Raw genomic sequence first — 22433 nt, 5'->3', positions numbered from 1 at the left:
AATTTCACAATTACATAAAAAATGAGCGAATATAAATCTTTAAAAGAAGAGTGTTTTGAGGCAAATATGATGCTTCCGAAACTGGGTTTGGTGCTTTTTACATTCGGGAATGTGAGTGCCGTTGATAGAGAAAAAGCGGTTTTTGCAATCAAGCCAAGCGGTGTGCCTTATGAATTACTCAAAGCCGAAGATATCGTGATAATGGATTATGATGCGAAAGTTGTAGAAGGTAAAATGCGACCGTCGTCTGATACAAAAACACACGCTCAATTATACAAAAATTGGGAAGATATTGGAGGAATTACGCACACACACAGCACTTATGCGGTTGCTTGGGCTCAGGCAGGCATGGACATTCCAATTTTTGGCACAACTCATGCCGACCATACACATCAAGATATTCCGTGTGCGGCGGTTTTGACCGATGAAATGATTTTGGGCGATTATGAGTTTGAAACTGGCAATCAGATATTCGACTGTTTTGCTGAAAAGAAACTTTCGCACAAGGAAGTAGAAATGGTTTTACTGCAAAATCATGGACCATTTACTTGGGGAAAAAACGCTGAAAAATCGGTTTATAATGCGGCTGTTTTGGAAGAAGTGGCTCGAATGGCAATGTTTACCCTTCAAATAAATCCAAATACTCCGAGAATAAAAGATACTTTACGTATGAAACATTTTGAGCGAAAACATGGCAAAAATGCCTATTACGGACAAGGTTGCTGAACAAATTTACTATAAACATAAATCTTAAAACAAATGAAATTTTTTATTGATACTGCCAATTTAGCCGAAATAAAAGAAGCAAATGACTTGGGCGTGTTAGATGGTGTAACTACCAATCCATCGTTGATGGCAAAAGAAGGTATTTCTGGACAAGAAAATATTTTAAACCATTATAAAGCCATTTGTGAAATCGTTGATGGGCCAATTTCGGCCGAAGTAATTTCGACAGATTTTGATGGAATTATCAAAGAAGGTGAGCATTTGGCTTCGCTTCACCCAAATATTATCGTAAAAGTACCGATGATTAAAGATGGAATTAAGGCAATCAAATATTTTACGAATAAAGGAATCCGTACGAACTGTACATTGGTTTTCTCGGCAGGACAAGCTCTTTTGGCCGCCAAAGCTGGTGCAACATATGTGTCGCCTTTTATTGGTCGTTTGGATGATATTTCAGTAGATGGCTTGGATTTAATTGCCCAAATTCGTCTGATTTATGATAATTATGGCTTTGATACACAAATCTTGGCAGCGTCGGTTCGTCACCCAATTCATATTATTAAATGTGCTGAAATCGGCTCTGATGTAATGACTGGCCCGTTAAGTGCCATGTTAGCACTATTAAAACACCCACTAACTGACTCTGGTCTGGAGAAGTTTTTGGCTGACTACAAAAAAGTAAATGGTTGATAGGCACACGCCTATCAACTTTTTTCAACCCTATATTGATGCTCAAAACGCACAGTCGGGGAATCTTCACGAGTTATTACTTTTTGGTAAAATCTATTCAATCTTACAAATATGAAACTAAAAACTCTCGGATTAGTACTTGTTGGTGTCGGACTTTTGCAAGTTGGAATGGCACAATCGCCTTCAAAAACCAAGAAAAATACCGCAGGAAAAGTGAATAAAATCGAAAAGTCAGCTTTCGGAACATTGCCCAATGGCTCGAAAGTTGACCTCTATACGCTTCGTAATTCTAATGGTATGGAAGTACAGATTACGAATTTTGGAGGTATAATTACAAATCTTACAGCCCCAGATAAAAAAGGCAAATATGCCAACGTCACCCTTGCCTGCGATTCGCTCAAAGGATACTTAAAGGGTGTCCCTTATTTCGGAGCATTGATTGGACGATTCGGTAATCGAATTGCCAAAGGTAAGTTTACGCTCGAAGGCAAAGAATATACTTTGGCAACTAATAATAGACCAAATGCCCTTCATGGTGGAAGAAAAGGTTTTGATAAAGTACTTTGGACAGCAACGCCAATTGATGCCGCCGAACCACAATTGAAACTAAATTATACAGCGGCTGATGGCGAAGAGGGTTATCCTGGAAAATTAGACGTTGAAGTAATTTATACGCTTCAAAAAGATAATTCGTTAAAGATTGATTACAAAGCCACGACCGATAAAACGACAGTTGTGAATCTTACAAATCATACATATTTCAATCTCTCGGGTGATGCCAGCAATGATATTCTAAATCATGAACTTTCTTTGGCTGCTGATAAATTAGTACCAGTTGATGCTACACTCATTCCTACCGGTGAACTCACAGCCGTCGCTGGGACACCATTTGATTTTACTAAACCTCATAAGATTGGTGAAAGAATTAATGAAGCCAATGATGCTCAAATCAAATACGGAAAAGGGTATGACCATTGCTGGGTATTTACTGATGCAAGTAATAAGTTAAAAAACGTAGCATCGGTTTATGAAGCAACAACTGGTCGTGTGATGGAGGTTTTTACAACGGAGCCAGCCATTCAGTTTTATTCGGGAAATTTCTTAGATGGTTCAGCAATTGTTAAAGGAGGTGTTCCTGCAAAATTCCGTTCAGGGTTCTGCTTAGAAACCCAACATTATCCAGATTCACCCAATCAACCGAACTTCCCAACTACGGTTTTAAAACCTAATGAAACCTATCGAACAACTACTGTTTATAAGTTTTCGGTAAAATAATCTACACATAAGTTCAGTAGAAAACGCAATATAAATCTTTATTAGGTTGTATTGCGTTTTTTTTATTCAAAATTACTACTCAAGACTTTCATGAAAATAGCCCAAGGTTAAGATGTTGATATATTCAATTTTTTCTACGCTAAAAATGAGTTATTTCTTCTCAAAGTTTATCATATTTTACGTATAGTCTTCATTTTTTGTATTAGCACAGAAAACTTGCATAATAATAGTGTAAAATTGACACTTTTTAAGTTTACTGAACATTTGTGGTGTTTATTTAGTGAATTGTGCTACTCTATTTTTAAGTCAGTGCCTTACTTTGCAAGCGTAATTTTATATTATTTATTAAATGATTCATATTTATTAATTATGAAACAAATTGACTTGTACATTTCAATCACTCGGAAAAAGCTGTACTTAGTTGTATCAGGTATTTTTCTTTTGATTGGCTTTTCAGGCTTTTCGCTAAAAGCTCAAACAGTGAAAGGAACAGTGAAATCTAACACAGGAGAAACGATTCCTGGGGCAGCCGTTACTATTAAGGGCACAACGCAGGGCGTTAATGCTGGTGCAGAGGGAGAATTCTCAATTTTTTGTACACCGAAACAAACTTTGGTTGTCAGTTCAGTTGGATTCAAGGCCAAAGAAGTTGTAGTTGGTAATCAAAAAATTATCAATGTTGTGTTGGAAGAAATTTTATCGGAATTATCCGAGGTAGTAGTTGTTGGTTATGGAAGACAAAAGAAAGAAGGTGTTGTAGCATCCGTTACTCAAACTACCAATAAAGAACTTGAACGAGCAGGGGGTGTTTCGAGTATTGGTGCTGCTCTAACAGGGAATGTACCAGGTTTGATAACCAATGCAAGTACTGGGCTTCCTGGTGCAGAAGACCCACAGATTTTGATTCGTGGTCGTAGTTCTTGGAATAACTCTGAACCATTAATTTTGGTGGATGGCGTTGAGCGTCCGATGAATAGTGTGGATATTAGTTCGGTAGAAACAATCACTGTATTGAAAGATGCTTCGGCAACTGCAGTTTTTGGTTCAAGAGGTGCAAATGGTGTAATCTTGATTACTACCAAACGTGGGCAGACTGGTAAAGCATCAATTAGAGCGACAGTAAATACGATTGTGAAAGCACCATCAAAATTGCCACAAAAGTATGATTCTTATGATGCTCTCGGAATCAGAAATGAAGCAATCGAATATGAGCTTGCCGCCCGTCCAGAAGGTTGGAGAAACATTACACCGCAAGCCATTATTAACAAATATCGTAATCCTGCCAATCTTGCTGAGGCAGAGCGTTATCCGAATGTTGATTGGGAGGAAGCATTATTTAAGCCTTATGCTATTTCAAATAATGCTAATCTAAATATTAGTGGTGGAACAAATTTGGTAAAGTATTTCACCAGTGCAGATATTTTGCAAGAAGCCGATTTGTTTAAAGTGTACGACAATAAGCGTGGATACCAACAAGGCTTTGGCTTTAATCGTCTGAATGTTCGTAGTAATTTAGACTTTCAATTATCAAAAAGTACTTTGTTTAAAACAAACCTTTCTGGTTCATATGGTGTCAGAAAAAGTCCGTGGGGTTTCTCAGGAAGCCAATATGGCCCTTGGATTGATGCCTACAGTGCTGCACCCGATTTATTTTTGCCAAAATATGCTGATGGTTCATGGGGATTCTATGCTCCAAACCAAGCAAGGGCTGAGAACTCTGCATTGAGTTTGGCGATTGGTGGTATTCAATACCAAACTACTGCACGAATTACGACTGATTTTACTTTAGAACAAGACTTAGAACGACTTGTGAAGGGGCTAAGGGCTTCTGGAACTGTTTCGTTGGATAATACTTTCGTAGAATCTGATCGTGGTGTAAACGACCTTTTCAACGGAACACAACGCAAATGGATAAACCCTGACAATGGCGTTGAAACTTTTCAACAAGCCGTTGATGGTATTACTGGATTTGATTTTCAAGAAGGTATCAAGTGGAATCCAGCAGCAGGAAATATTGGAGCGAGTCAGAGAAGGCTATTTTATCAGTTGCAATTAAATTATAATACAACCATTGCAGGAAAGCATAATATTACTGCGATGGGTTTGACGAACAGAAATGTTTTTGCAAGTGGAAATACAATTCCGTCGTATCGTGAAGACTGGGTATTTAGAACAACCTACAATTTCAATAATAAATACACTATCGAATACAACGGTGCTTATAATGGTTCTGAGCAATTTGCCAGCGATTATCGCTTCGCATTCTTCTCATCTGGTGGAGCAAACTGGGTTATCTCGAATGAAAACTTCATGAAACCAATAAAATTCATCAATTCATTGAAACTCCGTATGTCTTACGGGCAAACTGGTTTTGACAATTTAGGTGTAAGATGGCCGTATTTAGAACAATGGTCTTATGGTGGAAGGTCAAGACTTGGAGTTACGGGTGAAGGTGCCGAACAAAGCCCATATACTTGGTATTCTCAGGCAACAGTTGGAAATCCTACGGTTCAATGGGAAGAGTCAGAGAAGTTTAACGTAGGATTAGATTTTGAGATTCTGAAAGGTTTAGTTAAAGGTAAAGCTGACATATTTCAAGATAATAGAAGTAAGATTTTGTTGACAGGAAGGGCTGATGTTCCGAGTTATTTTGGAGCTGCACCACCAGTAGCAAACTTGGGGGCTGTAAAATCTCAAGGTTATGAAGTAGAACTACATTTCAATAAAAACGTAGGAAAATTTCGTTTGTGGGCTGACCTTAATATGACCCACACCGAAAACAAAATTTTGGAACGTGCCACTCCAGAATTACTCCCAGATTATCAGAAACCAGAAGGAATGCAAATTGACCAAGTTTATTCGTACGTGAATAATGGAATATATAATACTTGGGACCAACTTTATGGCAGTACGATGCACAATGTAAACGATAATCAGAAACTTGTAGGCAATTATTACTTAGTAGATTATAATGCTGATGGTGTAATAGATTCACAAGATAGAATTCCGTACGGACACACGGGTTGGCCTCAAAATACCTACAACGCTACATTCGGTTTAGACTGGAAAGGACTATCAGCGTTTGTTCAATTTTATGCCGTAAATAATGCAACACGCCAAGTAGTATTTACAAGTCTAAGCGGTCAAAGTAATACAGTCTATCATGAAGGAGCATACTGGTCGCCACAAAATCCAAATGGAACACCCATTCCACGCTGGCTTACTACTCCTTTCAGTGATTACCGAGGCACGCAATATATGTATGATGGCTCGTATGCAAGGTTAAAAAATGCCGAAATCGCTTACACATTTACTACCGAACTCAGCCGAAAAATGGGTTTCAACAGCCTCAGAGTATATCTCAATGGCAATAACCTCTACGCTTGGAGCAAAATGCCTGACGATAGAGAATCAAATTTTGCGGGTACAGGCTGGGCATCGCAGGGAGCTTACCCGACTGTAAAAAGATATAATTTGGGTTTAAACATAACTTTCTAATTAATAAAATCATGAAAAATAGAATAAAACTTTTAGTCTTAGTTTGTTCACTATCTTTTGGGGTTACTTCATGTTCAGACTTTTTAGACCGTGACCCTCAATCATTGGTATCAGATAGAGATGCCTTTAAAAACTTCGTTAATTTTCAAGGTTTTACCGAAGAACTTTATCATACAATTCCCGATTTTACCAATGGTTATTGGACAAATTCTTTCAACTGGGGAGAAGATGAGATTCAATCAACTGCTCAGAATTTCCACTTTGGTGTAAAAATCGACAATGGGGATTTTTGGGGCTGGCAACGCAATTTCGACGGTTGGCAAGCTGGTTGGATGGACCGCAATAACAATGTAACAAACGATGACCGCTTTGCAAAATCGCTTTGGGGCTTGGGCTGGTACGGTATCCGAAAAGCAAATTTGGGTTTAGCAAATCTCGATAAACTAACTGATGCTACCCAAGAAGAAAAAGACCTAATCAAAGGGCAATTATTGTTTTTCCGTGGATGGTATCATTTTATGTTCATGCAATATTTTGGTGGACTTCCTTACATTGATAAAGTATTGCCTGGTGATGAAAAACTAACAATGCCACGTCTGAAATATAGCGAATGTGCCGATAAAGCTGCTGCCGATTTCAGAGAAGCAGCCAATTTATTGCCAACCGACTGGGATAATACAACTGCTGGAAAAAGAACGCTTGGCAAAAACCAATTGCGTATCAATAAAATCATGGCATTAGGTTATTTAGGGAAAAATTATCTTTGGGCAGGTAGTCCGTTGATGAATCAAGTTTCGGGTGGAAGTACTTCTTACAATGCAGATTATTGCAAAAAAGCAGCCGAAGCATTCGGTGAATTGCTTACTTTGACTGAAAGTGGTGCTGCACCTCACAAATTAATCCCGTTTGCACAATATTATACTAATTTCTATACAACTGGTCAGAACTGGCAAATTCCAGGTGGCACAGAAGCTATCTTCCGTGGGCCATATTATGGTGCAAATAACTCAAACTGGGGAACAAGCAAGCAATACAGTCCACTGATTATCAGTGAGGGAGACGTGAAGTTTTTACCAACTTCAAACTACGTTAATAACTACGGAATGGCAAACGGAATGCCGATTAAAGACATTACAAAAGCTGACCCAGAGTCTGGCTATAACCCCGAATTTCCGTGGAAAGGCCGTGACCCACGCTTCTACAACGACATCGTTTTCGATGGTGTAAGAATGGTTGCAGGAAGTATTCCAAACGCTGCTGAGGTAAATAACCGCCACGCAAATTTGCATACAGGTGGTTCATACCGTGATATTGCTACTGGAAGCCGTACAGGATATTTATTATTCAAATTTGTACCGAGAACTGCCAACAAATACGACCAAGGATATAGCTACGATAAAAGTTTGAATATCAAAGTTCCTTACATGCGTCTCGCTGACATTTATTTGATGTATGCCGAAGCTGCTGCACAAGGCTTTGGTTCTGCTTTAGGCAAATCAAGTAACTATTCAAAATCATCAGTCGATGCCATTAATGTAATCAGAGAAAGAGCAGGAGTAAGTCCCGTAAATGCTAAATTCTTGGGTTCGTTAGAGACTTATATGGAAGAAGTAAGACGTGAGCGTGCCGTAGAACTTGCTTTTGAAGGACATCGCTTTAATGACCTTCGTCGTTGGTTATTGATTTCAAAAAGCCCTTACACACTCAAAAAATCAATTGAATTTGATAGAGCTGCTCCACTTGACCCAGCCAAAGACCCGAAAGATAACCGTGTTTTGAACTTGCGTGAAACTACAATCTTAGAACGTAAATTCACTGACAAACATAATTGGTTGCCATTAAAGGTCAATGATGTGAATTTATATCTGGAATTTTCGCAAAACCCAGGTTGGTAAGCAAAATTCGATTCATAAAATGAGATAATAATTGATAAACGAATAAAAAATGAAGTTTATAAAGATAATTATGGGCTTGTGTCTGCTACTTGTTTTACCCAAAAACAATGTAATAGCACAAAGCACTCCGACAATTAAAATGAAGGCCAAAGTAGTTGGTTCTGACAAACAACCAATCAGCGGTGCAATCGTTAAGGGCTCTGAAGAAAACGCTAAGGCTGTTACTACTGACGCTTCGGGAGCATTCATGATTGAAGTGCCAAAAAATGATGTGGTTTCGATAGTTGCGACTGGCTTTATCGTAAAGTATGTCACGGCAACCGAACAAATTAGTGAAATAACGATTTCACCAAGCAAAAACACCGAAAAAGTAAATGTTGCTTTTCGTGAAGTTGATAAAAAAGACTTGCTTGGCGGGGTAGAATCTGTAAATGTGAGAGAGCTTCTCACCAAAAACTACTTTACTTACTCACTTGCCGATATGGAAACCTTAGTTCCGGGTTTCAATGGTAATAGTAATTGGGGAATGGGAAATTATTTGTTTATGATAGATGGTGTGCCTCGTGAAACTGGAAACGTGGCACCAACCGAAATTGAACAAATTGTTTTCTTAAAGGGTGCAAATGCGGTGGCCTTATACGGTAGCCGTGCAGCCAAAGGTGTGATTAATATTATCACAAAAAGAGGTGTTGCTGGCAAAAATCGCTTTGACCTCCGAATCAATAATGGTATAAATACTCCAAAGGCAATGCCTCGTTATTTGGGTTCGGGCGAATACATGACGCTTTACAATGAGGCTCGTAGAAATGATGGATTAACAAATCTGTATTCTGAATTAGATATTTACAATCATGCTTCAGGAAAAAACAAATATCGTTATCCAAGTATTGACTTTTATTCACCAGAATACCTCAAAAGCTCTTATGGAAGTTATGATGCAACAGCCGAAATTTCGGGAGGAAACGAGAGGGTTAAATATTATACTAATTTAGGGTATGCTAAAACCAGTTCGCTATTAAACTTCGGTGAAGCAAAAAACAATAATAGCTCTGACCGACTCAATTTTCGTGGAAATATTGATGTAAACCTCAACGAATATATCAATTTCAATGCCGATGCTACGGCCATCTTTTTCACAGGCCGTGGCGTTAATGCTAACTTCTGGAATAGTGCCACAACTATTCGTCCGAATCGTTTTTCACCACTTATTCCAATTGATTTGGTTGAAAAAGAAGACGTAGCTTCACAGGTATTTATTCAAAATAGCAATAATATTATTGATGGAAAATACTTATTGGGAGGTTCACAGTTAGACCAAACCAATCCGCTTGCTACTATTTATTCGGGTGGAAATAACCAATACACTAATCGCCAATTTCAGTTTAATACTGGAATCAAAGCTGATTTACGAAATGTTTTACAAGGACTAAGTTTCAAGTCGGCTTTTGCGGTTGATTATGCTACCGAATATTCATTATCATACAATTATACGTATGCAACGTACGCTCCAACTTGGAATAGTTACAGTGGCACTGACCTCATAAGTGGACTTACGCTCTATAATCAAGATTCAAGGTCGGGAACTCAGAATGTATCGGGTAATAGATACCGCCAAACGATAGCTCTATCAGGACAGTTCAATTACGATAGAACATTCAACGCCAATCATAATTTGTCGGCTATTTTATTGGTCAATGGCTTCCAACAATCAGAATCTGCCATTTATCACCGAACAAGTAATGCAAACTTGGGATTTTTAGCAAGTTATAATTTCAAGCAAAAATATTATGTGGATTTAAGCTCGGCTTATGTACATTCATCGAAACTTCCACCGAGTAATCGCCAAGCATTTTCTCCATCGGTTTCTTTGGGTTGGAGAATAAGCGAAGAGTCATTCCTCAAAAATGCTGAAGCAATTGATGATTTGAAGCTGACTGCTTCGGCAAGTATTTTACAAACCGACCTCGATATTAATAACTATTACTTATATCAAGGCATTTACACAGGTGCGGGTTCTTGGTATGGCTGGAAAGATGGTACGGGTATTCAAGCAACCGAATCAAGAAGGGGCGATAACCCAAACATGACTTTCCCTAAACGTGAAGAAATTACTGTCGGCTTTGAAGGTTCATTTTTTAAGAAATTCTTGACCTTGAATGGTACATTTTTCATGAATAAAATTTCAGGAAATATCATTCAAGCGGCTGTTTTATTTCCGAGTTATTTTACAACAAACTTTCCAGTTTCTTCATTTATTCCATTCGTAAACTACAACGATGATAAGCGTGTTGGTTTTGATTTTGGGGCAAATTTGAACAGAAAATCAGGAAATATTAACTGGACAATGGGTCTAAACGCTACATATTATGAAGCTACGGCCTCTAAACGAGCTGAATTATTTGAAAATACCTACCAAAATCGTCAAGGAAAACCTTTAGATGCTATGTGGGGTTTGCAGAGTTTAGGATTGTTTCAAACTAAGGAAGAAATTGCTTCATCGCCAACACAAACATTCGGACAAGTAAAACCTGGTGATATTAAGTACAAAGACCAAAACAACGATGGCACAATTGACACCCGTGACGAAGTATATTTGGGAAGAGGTGGTTGGTTTGGTTCTCCGCTTACTTTGGGTCTAAATTTTACGGCACAATGGAAAAAACTCACATTTTTTGCTTTAGGAGTAGGGCGTTTTGGAGGAAATGCCATGCGTAGCAATTCTTATTTCTGGGTTGATGGCGAAGACAAATACTCGGAAGTAGTGAGAGATAGATGGACAGAAGAAACTAAAGCAACTGCTCAGTTTCCAAGATTGACTACCTTGAACAGCGATAATAATTTCCGCTCTTCTGATTTCTGGATGTACAAAACAAACCGTTTCGACTTAAACAAAGTACAAGTTTCATACGATTTAACGAATATGCTGAAAATGAAATCACTTGTACGTGAATTAGGTGTATATGTGAGTGGATTTAACCTCCTGACCGTTTCTGAGAACCGCAAAATCATGGAAATGAATGTAGGTACTGCACCACAAACTCGAATGTTCAATGTAGGAATAAAAGCCCTATTCTAAATCTGAAAGCATCAAATTTTGACTATTACACTTATGTTTTATATGAAGAAAGGAATATTAACGGCGGTGGTTTGTGCAGCTGTATTACTGACAGGATGCCAAGACCTCATAGAACCCGCCATTGAAAATAACCGACAATTAGATGCCAGTGCATATGTACCAAGCGATTCGAGATTCCCTTATGGATTATTGCTTAATGGTTATAACCGAATTCCAACGAATAACTGGTCATTCAATGATGTTGCCACCGACGACGCTGTAAGCAATGACCAAAACAATGGTTATTTGAAAATGGCAACGGGGCAATGGACTGCCAATAACAACCCAGCCAACCAATGGACCAACTGTTTCGCAGGAATTCAATACATGAATATTACCCTTGGCGAAATAGATAAAGTTCAATGGGTAACAGACCCCGTTACAAACAAATTGTTTGCGACCCGTATTAAAGGTGAAGCTTATGGTCTTCGTGCTTTGTTGATGTATCATCTTTTGCAAGCTCACGCAGGTAAAGGTGCAAATGGCCAAATGCTCGGAATACCGATTTTGCTTAAACCACAAACTACTTCCGATAACTACAATCTGCCAAGAGCTACTTTTGATGAGTGTGTTAAGCAAATTTATCAAGATTTGGATAGTGCAGATGTAAAACTTCCGTTAGACTATCGAGATATAGCCTTGGGGCAAGCGTCGCAGATTCCTGCCAAATATGGTACAGTCAGCGTTGAGCAATATAACCGTGCTTTTGGAGTTACTTTCAGTGGTTTATTTACTGGTCGAATTGCAAAAGCAATAAAAGCACAAACGGCATTATTGGCGGCAAGTCCAGCTTTTGGCAATGACAATGCAAGCAGGTGGACAGATGCAGCCAATGCGGCAGCAGCAGTATTGAATCTGAATGGTGGATTGAGTGCCATTACAAGCAATGTTGCGAGTGGACTTAATTGGTATTCAAACACTGCCGAGATTGCGAGTTTGAAAGATGGAGCCAATCCGCCCGAAATATTATGGCGTAACAACTGGTTTGAAAACAGAGATTTGGAACAAGCCAACTTTCCACCAACATTATTCGGAAATGGTCGTATTAACCCAACTCAAAACCTTGTTGATGCCTTCCCGATGTTGAATGGCTACCCGATTAATAACCCTTTAAGTGGTTATAATCCAAATGACCCTTACACCAATCGTGACCCACGTCTAAGAATGTTTATTTTGGTGAACGGTGCAACAGCAGGCGTAAATAATACAGTAATTAATACCAATGTTGATGGCACTACAAACAACGCCCTTAACCGAGTAGAAACTTCAACTCGAACTGGCTATTATCTGAGAAAATTATTACGCCAAGATGTAAACCTTAATCCAACATCACCCAGCAATCAGCGTCATTATAAACCGCATATTCGTTATACAGAAATTGCGTTGGCGTATGCAGAAGCAGCAAATGAGGCTTTCGGGCCAACAGGAATGGGGTCAAATACTTACTCGGCTTACGACATCATCAGAGCGATTCGTAGAAGAGCAGGAATTGGCACAACCAACAACGATGCTTACTTAGAAAGTGCCAAAGGAAGCAAGGAAACCATGCGTCAGTTGATTCGTAACGAACGCCGTTTGGAACTATGTTTTGAAGGATTCAGGTTTTGGGATTTACGCCGTTGGAATGCCGACCTTACTGAGCCAGCCAAAGGTATGAGTATTCAAAATGGTGCTTACACGGTTATTCCTGCAGTACAAGACAGAGTATTTAGGAGTTTTATGAAATATGGGCCTATTCCATATTCAGAAATTCTAAAATATCCTGCACTCGTACAAAACGAAGGTTGGAATTAATTCTCAACCATATTTTTAACATTGACAAAATTTTATATCAATATGAAGAGATTAATTTATATGTCGGTACTGCTCCTAATTGGGCTTGCCTCTTGTAATCAGGAAGTTGAGTTTCCTGATTTTAAAACACAGAACGTATATTTTGCTTATCAATATCCAGTAAGAACAATTACTCTCGGTGATGATGCTTTTGTAAATACGGATTTAGATAACGCTAAAAAATGCCAAATTTATGCCACAATTGGTGGTGTTTACGAAAGCAGAAGTGATATAGCAATACAAGTATCGGTCGATAAATCACTTCTAAAAAATGGAATGTTGTTTGGTGCAGGCCGAGATGAAATACTTGCTATGCCAGATAACTATTATTCATTGGCATCTGATAAAATTATTATTCCCAAAGGAGCATTAGCAGGTGGTGTAGATGTGCAGCTAACGGATGCGTTTTTTGCTGACCCCAAATCAATCAAAAATACTTATGTAATTCCGATGGCAATCACTCAAAGCGATGTAAACAAAATTCCTGCTCTTGCTGGAAAAAATTTCGTTTTGTATGCTATAAAATATATTAATCCGTGGCACGGAAATTACCTCAGACGTGGAAATGATGTTGTGACTGGTGCAGTGAGCAGAACGGTTGTTCGCCATGCTCAGTTCGTAGAAAATGACGAAGTAAATAAACTAACAACTAAATCATTGAGTGAACTTGAATTTCCAGTAGTTCTCAAAGATAAAGATAACAAGAATGTTAGTGTAACACTATTGATGAAGTTTGATAACGATGGAAAATGCACAATTTCGTCGCTAACAAACGGAACTACTGCCACAGGAAGCGGTGCATTCATCAAGAAAGGAGAAAAAAACAGTTGGGGTAATAAAGACCGTGATGCCCTGTATTTAAAGTATGAAGTCAATGTTGCTGGAATGAAAGTTGCAACTACCGACACGCTCGTGATGCGTGACCGTACGGTAGCTTTTGAGACTTTTTCGCCAGTGGCTAAGTAATGTTTCATTCAATAATAGAATAGTTTTTTTATGAACAAATTATATAAAATAACACTGGGGCTGACTGCAATCATGGCGGCTTCGTGTGCAACATTCGAGCCTTTGGAATATAGTGTTCCAAAACCCGAAAATGTTGCTATGCAAGAAGAGATAGATGCTTATCCTGCTCTAAAATCTCTTATCAATCGTACTGCACATCCAAACTTCAAATTTGGTACTGCTCTTTCGTTGGCCGATTATAACAACAAAGGTGTGATGTATCGATTGGCAAATAAAAATTTCGATGAAATCGTACTGGGCTACGAAATGAAGCACGGCGGTGTGGTTCAATCGAATGGCAACTTGGCACTTGATAATGTTTCAAGATTACTCGAAAATGCCAAAACTGCTGGCGTTTCAGTTTATGGTCATACGTTGTGCTGGCACGCAAATCAAAATGCAACTTATTTGAAAAGTGTCATTGCACCTGACGTTTTATCATCAACTGGACCGGGCTGGGATTTAATCACTTCAAATGATTTTGAAGGCAATACAACTAACAACTTTGAAGCCAATGCTAATGCCGTAACATCTTATACTGCTGCTGGCGGTGGTGCAAATGGTGTTGGAAGAGCCTTGAAAATAACCAATGCAAGTGTTCGTGCCAATGATTGGGAAGCTCAACTTTTTATAAAATTTGCTCCAGCTGCTGTTTTAGGCGAAAAATATACGCTTAAAATGGATATCAAGGCAGATGTTGCGGCATCTTACCCAACTCAGGCACACGTAACTCCAGGTGCATACAAACACTGGGATTTCTTTGGAACTCTTTCGGCTACTCCTACTTGGACTACTTATACCAGAGAAATTACTGTTACCGCAGATATGGCTACTTGCGGTGCAATTGCGTTTAATCTTGGCAAAACCGCCACAAGTTATTATTTTGATAATATCACCTTGACAAAGTATAATGCTACTGGAAGTATTCAAACAAAAGAAAAATCTCCTGAAGTAAAAAAGACACTCATTACGAATACGCTGGACAAATGGATGTCTGGAATGTTGTCGGTAAGTAAGCCCTACGTGAAAGCATGGGACGTAGTAAACGAACCAATGGACGATGGAAAACCTTACGAACTTAAAACAGGAGTAGGTCGCACATTGAAAGCAGATGAGTTTTACTGGCAAGATTATTTAGGTAAAGATTATGGCTTAATGGCATTTCAGATGGCCAGAAAATACGGAAATCCGAGCGATATTCTCTTCATTAATGACTATAATCTCGAATATAGTCTGGATAAATGTAAAGGACTCATCGAATACGTAAAATATATCGAAAGTAAAGGTGCAAAAGTAGATGGTATCGGAACACAAATGCACATTGACATCAAATCAGATAAGACCAAAATTACTGAAATGTTTAAATTGTTGGCCGCTACTGGCAAGCTGATTAAAATTTCGGAAATGGATATCGGTTTGGCAGGTGTAAAAACCGCTGCTGCTACCCAAGATCAGTACAAAGCACAAGCCGAAATGTATAAATATGTAATTGATAAATACTTTGAGATTGTTCCTGCTGCTCAACGTTATGGTATTACATTGTGGAGTCCGTTGGATAGCCCTGCTAACTCAAGTTGGAGAGCCGATGAGCCAATCGGACTATGGAATCAACAGTATGTAAGAAAATTGGCATATTCGTATGTAGCCGAAGCTCTCAAGGCAAATATGAAATAAAATACACAACAAATCATCGATACTAATTACCTTTAATCCCCCACATTCAACAATGCTGGGGGATTGTTTCTGTAAAAGAATATTTGATAGAAAAATCAAGTTTGAGAATAACATAATTAATTTGTTTGAGATAAGAAGTGATGATACTTTTGGTGTATAGAAGATTAAAGTCTATAAAAATGAGAAAAATATACATTTTATTAATTCTTTCAGGAATTACTCACTGGATTCATGGTCAACAAGTAGAATATAAATTCATCAATTTCAGTAGTAAGAATGGACTCACTTCCAATTCGGTCAATGCCATTATAAAAGATAAAAATGGTTTTATGTGGTTTGCTACCGAAGACGGACTCAACCGATTTGATGGCCAAAACTTTACAGCATACCACCACAAAGACCGTGATATTACAAGTATCGGCCGAGGACCAGTTATAGCAATGACACAAGACCGAGCAGGTCGAATTTGGCTGGCCACTAATCTGACATTATCTGTATATAATCTCAATTTAGATTCATTTATCAACTATGACTTCTCAAAGTATGGATGGATTATTAGTCTCTGTGCCGACCAGTCAGGAAAAATCTGGGTGGGTACATATGCTGGACTTTTTGTCTTGGACCCCACTACTAAAAATGTGAAAGCTTTTAAAGCGGATATTAACAATAAATCTAAGCTAAACTCAAACACAATTAAGTGTATTTTTGAAGATAGTCGTAACAATCTATGGATTGGTACAGAAAATGGCTTACATCTTTTCAACAAAAAAAGTGAGCAGTTTACGAGGTTTCTAAGCGACCCAAATCGCCCAGATGCCATTTCAAGTAATCAAATTACATGCATTACCGAAGACAAAAACGGAAAACTTTGGATTGGAACAAGTAAAGGTGGGCTAAATTTAATGAATGGTACAAAAAATAGCTTCATTGCCTATAAATCTGATAAAAATGATGCAAATACGCTTTCTAACAACCATATTCACAAGATTGTTTTTGATAAAACTGGACAACTTTGGGTTGGAACAGAGAGTAATTTAGACATTCTGAATCCCGCAACAGGAAAAGTAAGCAGAGTAAAAAGTACTTTAGTAGAACAAAATGGTTTTACTCCTAACACTTATGGCCGTTCGGTCAGAGATATTTATATTGATAATGCAGGAATTTATTGGATTGCTTTTTATCAGGCGGGCATCAATAAATATGATACGAACTTGGCTTTCTTTAACCACAAACAATTTAAGCCCAATGACCCCAATGGATTAACAGGAAGCTCAATAATGTCATTTGCAGAAAGCCCATCGGGGGATATATTTATCGGAACAGAAGGTACGGGCATTGACATCTTCAATCGAAAAACAGGACAAATAAAACCTTTCCGCCTGCCCCAACAACGTGCCAATAGTTCTTCTATTCTTGCTCTTGAATGTACTGGGAACACACTTTGGGTGGGCACATATCAGGCTGGTTTGTATAGTATTAATCTAAGTACTGGGGCTTCTCGTTATTTTTATATACCGAAAAGTAGCACTGATGCCAACGATATAGTAGTGAATTGTTTTAAAACAGATAAAAATGGCAAAGTTTGGATAGGAACTAATGGAAACGGGGTTTATCGTTTCGACCCCACAACCAATCAATTAGAAACGAGTGAACAGATTTTTAATTTAAAACCAGGCCAAAGAATTCCAATAAATAACTTTATTACCACCATCGAACAAGACCATTCGGGCAATTTTTGGTTTGGCTCAAATGGTACTGGTATTGCTGTTTATTACCCAACTCAAAGTCGTTTTCAGGTGCTTAATTCGGGCAATAGTAGCCTTCCAATGGATAGAGTGCAAGCAATTTACTGCGACCATTCGGGCAGTATTTGGGTAGGTTCTTTGGGGGGGGGACTCAGTTTGTTCAAATCCGACACAAAATCTTTTGAACGCTTTGATGAAAGCTATTCATTGTCGAATGGTGTAATTTACAAGATCTTAGAAGATGAAAAAGGCAAGCTTTGGGTCAGTACCAACAAAGGCATTAGTTCTTTTGATGTTAATAAAAAAGTATTCAGAAATTTTACTCATTATAACGGTGTTCAGCAAAGTACTTTTAATATTGGTTCGGGTTTAATAACTGCCGATAAAACCTTATTTTTTGGTGGACTCGACGGCTTTAACTATTTCAAATCGGCCAATATTTTTCAAAAAAATAACATTCCGATTTTGGTTACTACTAACCTGAAAATAAACAATAAACAGGTAAATCCGGTAGAAAATACCGAAATAACTGAACATATTTCAACAGCAAAAGAAATGGTTTTGAGTTATAAACAAAATTTCTCAATTGATTTTATTGCTTTAAATTACACAGCCCCCCACGAAAACAGATATGCTTATAAACTTGATGGATTTGATAAAGAATGGAATGAAGTTGGCACAAATACTACTGCTGTATATACAAATTTAGACCCTAAAAATTATACTTTTCGACTAAAAGTACACAGCGAAGATGGCTCATGGGAAACCCCCGAAAAAGTCATTGAAATAATTGTTAAACCACCATTTTGGCGTACATATTATGCCTATTTCTGTTACATAGTTCTGATTTTGCTTACTGTTTGGGCGATAAGAAGGAGTTCTATTCAAAAATTGAAAAATGAATTTATGAGAAAGCAGGAACGCTTAGAAATGAATCATTTAATTGAAAAAGAACGACATGATGCAGAACAAAAAATGGAACTCGAAAAGGTTAAAATCAAATTCTTAACAAACCTAAGCCATGAATTAAAAACCCCACTTACGCTTGTTTTGAATCCGATTGAAAATTTGATGTTTCATGAAAAAAGTACAGAACGCTTAGAAATGCTTAATTTGATTAGTCGAAACGCCAAAAGACTGCTCAATTTGGTCAATCAATTGCTTGATTTTAGAAGAATCGAAGACAACGAACTAACTTTACACAAAACTGATGGCGATTTAATTACATTCACCCAAGAAATCGTAGATTCGTTCAAATACATAGCCGTTAGAAAGCATATTTCATTGCACTTTGTGAGTTCATTTAGCACTTACAATGCTTCGTTCGACAAAGATAAATTAGAACGAGTGCTGATAAATCTACTTTCAAATGCTATAAAATTTACCAACGATGGCGGAAATGTGAGTCTTCAAATAACAGCAGAAGGTGACACAGGCATTAGAATGACACTGAGAGATACAGGTATCGGGTTGCGAGCAGATTTGACAGAGAAGATTTTTGAGCGTTTCTTTCAGGCAGATAATAACGTAGATATTCTTAATCAAGGAAGTGGCATTGGTCTATCAATAGCTCAGGAATTTGTAAAACTTCACGGCGGAACAATTAGAGTAGAAAGCGAAGAAGGCGTAGGAAGTGCTTTCATCATTTCGCTGCCCTTGACTCCTATTAATTACCAGCAATCAACGTCGCTGTTAAATACAAACGAAAGTTTAGACGCAGTTGAAAGTTTTGCGAAAAACGAACCACCAAAAATCGAAAAACCAATTGTACTAATCATAGATGATGATGCCGACTTAAGAGCATATTTGGTTGAAAGTTTAAAAAATAAATACAAAATCATAGAAGCTGCCGATGGTAAGCAAGGTTGGCAAAAAGCATTGGCCAATCACCCACAGCTAATTATCAGTGACGTAAATATGCCAGTAATGGATGGTGTAGAAATGGTGAGAAAAATCAAGAACGATAGTCGAACCAAACACATTCCTGTGATTATGCTGACAGTTTTATCTGAGGAAACTGAGCAGTTAAAAGGATTAGGGGCAGGTGCAAGCGATTATCTGACCAAACCCTTCAGTTTTCATTTATTGAATATTAAAATTGAGAATTTGCTCAGTTTGAATAGTTTATTAAAAAACACTTATAGTAAACATATTCAATTTGAGAAGTCAGAAATAGAGACAATTTCGGAAGATGAGAAGTTCTTACTAAAAATCACTCGTTATGTAGAAGAAAATATTGAAAACCCTAATCTTTCGATTGAAGAATTAAGCAAAGCGATGTTTGTCAGTCGAGGTACATTATATGCAAAAGTTTTAAATCTCACAGGTGAAAGCCCCGTTGAATATGTGAGGTCTTTGAAATTGAAAAAAGCACTTTCGATGTTACAAAAAAATGACTTGAAGATTTCTCAAATTGCTTACTCGGTAGGTTTTTCAAACCCAAATTATTTTGCCAGAGCCTTCAAAGCCAAGTATAATGTGTCACCGTCTGAATATTTATCGCTCAATAAAACGTCATAGCCAACCTAAGAAATTGCTATCGGGATTAAAATTCGGATTTGACTGGATGTGCTTTATTGAAAGTTCATTTGTTGTGTTTTTTATGAAGGACAAAAACTACCAAATGAACTACAACGAAAAATACCAGATGTCATCCGAAGGATTTGTTGCGTTGAAAATTATTCATTTAAAATTTCGTCCTCGGCTATGGATTTCACCTTTATCACTAACTTTAGATAAAATCATTCGATATTCAACCATAAAGAAAATTAAAAATACAAGTTTATGAAAAAACTTTGTTTAATACTCTTACTCTTTGCATTGCATAGCATAGGTTTTTCGCAATCTGTTCAACTTATTTCTTCATTAGATGCTTCAAAAACTGCTTACTCCAAGCGTATGCTCGAAAAAACGCTTAGTAAGAAAGGATATATTTTAAAAAATAATCCATCAAAATTTACGATTAACTTAAAAATAGATGCAGGTAAATATGAACCTGAATCTTTTGGTATTTTAACCGACAAAACCACCATTAACATTATTGGGGGAGATGTACGTGGCTTGATTTATGGGTCATTGGCTGTTTGCGAAAATATCAGAAACGGTGTTAGTTTAGATAAAATAAAAACTTTTGAGGAAAAAGCAAAATATCCCTATCGTACAATAAAGTTTGATTTACCTTACGATACCTATCGCCATAGTTATGCCTTAGATTTACATCAAGAGACCTGTAAAGACATTAAATATTGGGAAGCATTTTTAGATATGATGGTGGAAAATCGCTTTAATATCCTAAGCCTTTGGAATTTGCACCCGTATGTGTACATGATTCGTTCCAAAAACTTTCCCGAAGCTTCTCCTTTTTCTGATGCTGAAATGAAAGAATGGCAAACACTTTTTCATGGTATTTTACGAATGGCCAAAGAGCGAGAAATAGAAACCTATTTAGTGCCTTTCAATATTTTCGTAAGTCCAGAATTTTCCAAAGCTCATAATGTGGCCATGGATAATCTGGACCACCATTTTTTTGTGAAAGGCGATACTTCGAGCATCATCAAAAAATATACCCGTGAAAGCGTAGCCCAAGTATTACAAGAATACCCTGAACTAACAGGGTTTGGTCTGACCTTAGGTGAAGGCATGGGAGGAATGACTCCTCAGCAGCGGGAGGATTGGATGAAAGAAACCATTATTGAAGGCATGAAAATGTCGGGTAGAAAGTCTAAATTGATTCATCGTATCCCTTTTTCGAGTAATGTTGGTTCACTTGGACCCACCAGCATCGAAACCGAAAAGCTAACCCGAAGAGCTATTGACGAAGAAGGCACAATGGATTTTATCGAAAAACCAATTTGGGCAGATTTTAAATACAATTGGTCGCATGCACACTCTACGCCTACGCTTGTAAAAGTGCATGGAGGAAAACTTTTCGATACTTACTTTGTACCCAAACCTCAAACCTATAAAGTTACTTGGACGGCTCGAAACGAGGATTTTTTCTGCCTTAGATGGGGGGTGCCTGATTTTATCAGAAGCCATATCAAAGAAAACAGTCAGGAATATGTTGGTGGCTATACTATTGGCTCAGAAACATACATTCCTGCTAAGGATTACTTTACAAAATCTGACATAGAAGTTGATTGGAAATATGCTTTCGAACGTCAATGGTTGTTTTATAAATTGTGGGGTAGATTGCTCTACAACCCCAGCACACCCGATGCAGTATTTCAAGCCGAGTTTACTCGCAGATATGGAAAAGATGGACAAAATTTACTGACTGCCAGCTCATTAGCAGGTAAAACACCACTCAAACTTGCTTCGTCTTTTGATTTTACTTGGGATTTTAGTTTGTACAGCGAAGGCTTTTTATCCTTAAAAGATAAAACTGTTAGTTATATTGACATTATCCGACAAATCGAACAGCCTGTTACCGAGCCAAGCTTTGTTTCAATTGCCGATTATGTAAAAATAAGAGCCAATGATGAAAGTATTGAGACTGGAAAAGTAACACCACCTATGTTGGCCGAAATGCTCGAAAACGATTGCAGAAAAGCACTTGAATTAGTAAAAAATATCAATACCAAAAACAATAATACGCTGATGTTTGAGGTGGCAGATATACGGACTTGGGCATATTTAGGTCTATACTATGCTGAAAAAATTAAAGGAGGGGTTCATCTACAAACTTATCGAACTAAAGGCGGTTTAGAGAACAAACAACAGGCAATAAAGCATTTGGAAGCGGCCTTAAAATTTTGGGATGAAGTAATAGCTATCACCAAACCCATCTATAACGATATGCCTTTGGTGCATTTTACCGAGCAAGCAGGAAACACAAAAGAACAAAATGAAGCACTGCGTTTTCATTGGCACATTTTACGCCCTGCCGTGGCCAATGATATCGAAATTGCAAAGAAAACTATGTTTGAAAAGTGATTTGGGGGCTGTGTCCAAATCATTTGAAATCCATGTAAAAGA

11 protein-coding genes are annotated in these 22433 nt (G+C 37.8%); all 11 read left to right on the top strand.

The window, feature by feature from the left end; all coding sequences use genetic code 11:
• The first annotated feature begins 21 nt into the window (after positions 1-21).
• The 11 genes from ABR854_RS12965 to ABR854_RS12915 all read left to right on the top strand — a co-directional run bounded on the left by ABR854_RS12965 (position 22) and on the right by ABR854_RS12915 (position 22391).
• On the top strand, positions 22-726 hold the full coding sequence (locus ABR854_RS12965) for an L-ribulose-5-phosphate 4-epimerase (RefSeq protein WP_350265827.1): 705 nt from the start codon (positions 22-24) through the stop codon (positions 724-726).
• Positions 727-759: 33 nt separating this feature from the next.
• Positions 760-1416 (top strand): fructose-6-phosphate aldolase, encoded by a 657-nt coding sequence (fsa, locus tag ABR854_RS12960; RefSeq protein ID WP_350265826.1) that lies wholly within the window; start codon positions 760-762, stop codon positions 1414-1416.
• A gap of 168 nt (positions 1417-1584) precedes the next feature.
• Positions 1585-2691 carry an aldose epimerase family protein gene (locus ABR854_RS12955; RefSeq protein ID WP_350266023.1) on the top strand — a complete coding sequence of 369 codons (1107 nt, stop codon included), beginning with the start codon at positions 1585-1587 and terminating at the stop codon, positions 2689-2691.
• Positions 2692-3060: 369 nt separating this feature from the next.
• Positions 3061-6189: a SusC/RagA family TonB-linked outer membrane protein gene (locus tag ABR854_RS12950; RefSeq protein ID WP_350265825.1), complete on the top strand. Its 3129-nt coding sequence runs from the start codon at positions 3061-3063 to the stop codon at positions 6187-6189.
• 11 nt (positions 6190-6200) lie between these two features.
• Entirely contained in the window at positions 6201-8084 is a 1884-nt protein-coding gene (locus ABR854_RS12945) for a RagB/SusD family nutrient uptake outer membrane protein (RefSeq protein WP_350265824.1), read from the top strand.
• A 49-nt stretch (positions 8085-8133) separates the two neighbouring features.
• Positions 8134-11160, top strand: coding sequence for a SusC/RagA family TonB-linked outer membrane protein (locus ABR854_RS12940; RefSeq protein ID WP_350265823.1), 3027 nt, complete (start codon positions 8134-8136; stop codon positions 11158-11160).
• Positions 11161-11202: 42 nt separating this feature from the next.
• Positions 11203-12993, top strand: coding sequence for a RagB/SusD family nutrient uptake outer membrane protein (locus tag ABR854_RS12935; protein WP_350265822.1), 1791 nt, complete (start codon positions 11203-11205; stop codon positions 12991-12993).
• Between the two features lie 42 nt (positions 12994-13035).
• Entirely contained in the window at positions 13036-13998 is a 963-nt protein-coding gene (locus tag ABR854_RS12930; protein ID WP_350265821.1) for a DUF5627 domain-containing protein, read from the top strand.
• Between the two features lie 30 nt (positions 13999-14028).
• On the top strand, positions 14029-15711 hold the full coding sequence (locus ABR854_RS12925) for an endo-1,4-beta-xylanase (protein WP_350265820.1): 1683 nt from the start codon (positions 14029-14031) through the stop codon (positions 15709-15711).
• Positions 15712-15890: 179 nt separating this feature from the next.
• On the top strand, positions 15891-19976 hold the full coding sequence (locus ABR854_RS12920) for a hybrid sensor histidine kinase/response regulator transcription factor (protein WP_350265819.1): 4086 nt from the start codon (positions 15891-15893) through the stop codon (positions 19974-19976).
• A 264-nt stretch (positions 19977-20240) separates the two neighbouring features.
• Positions 20241-22391 carry a hypothetical protein gene (locus ABR854_RS12915; protein WP_350265818.1) on the top strand — a complete coding sequence of 717 codons (2151 nt, stop codon included), beginning with the start codon at positions 20241-20243 and terminating at the stop codon, positions 22389-22391.
• The last annotated feature ends 42 nt before the right edge of the window (positions 22392-22433 follow it).

The sequence above is a fragment of the Emticicia sp. W12TSBA100-4 genome, assembly GCF_040253585.1.
Taxonomy (GTDB): domain Bacteria; phylum Bacteroidota; class Bacteroidia; order Cytophagales; family Spirosomataceae; genus Emticicia.
The sequence above is the reverse complement of the archived record's forward strand: the minus strand, read 5'-3'. Positions and strand labels throughout refer to the sequence as shown.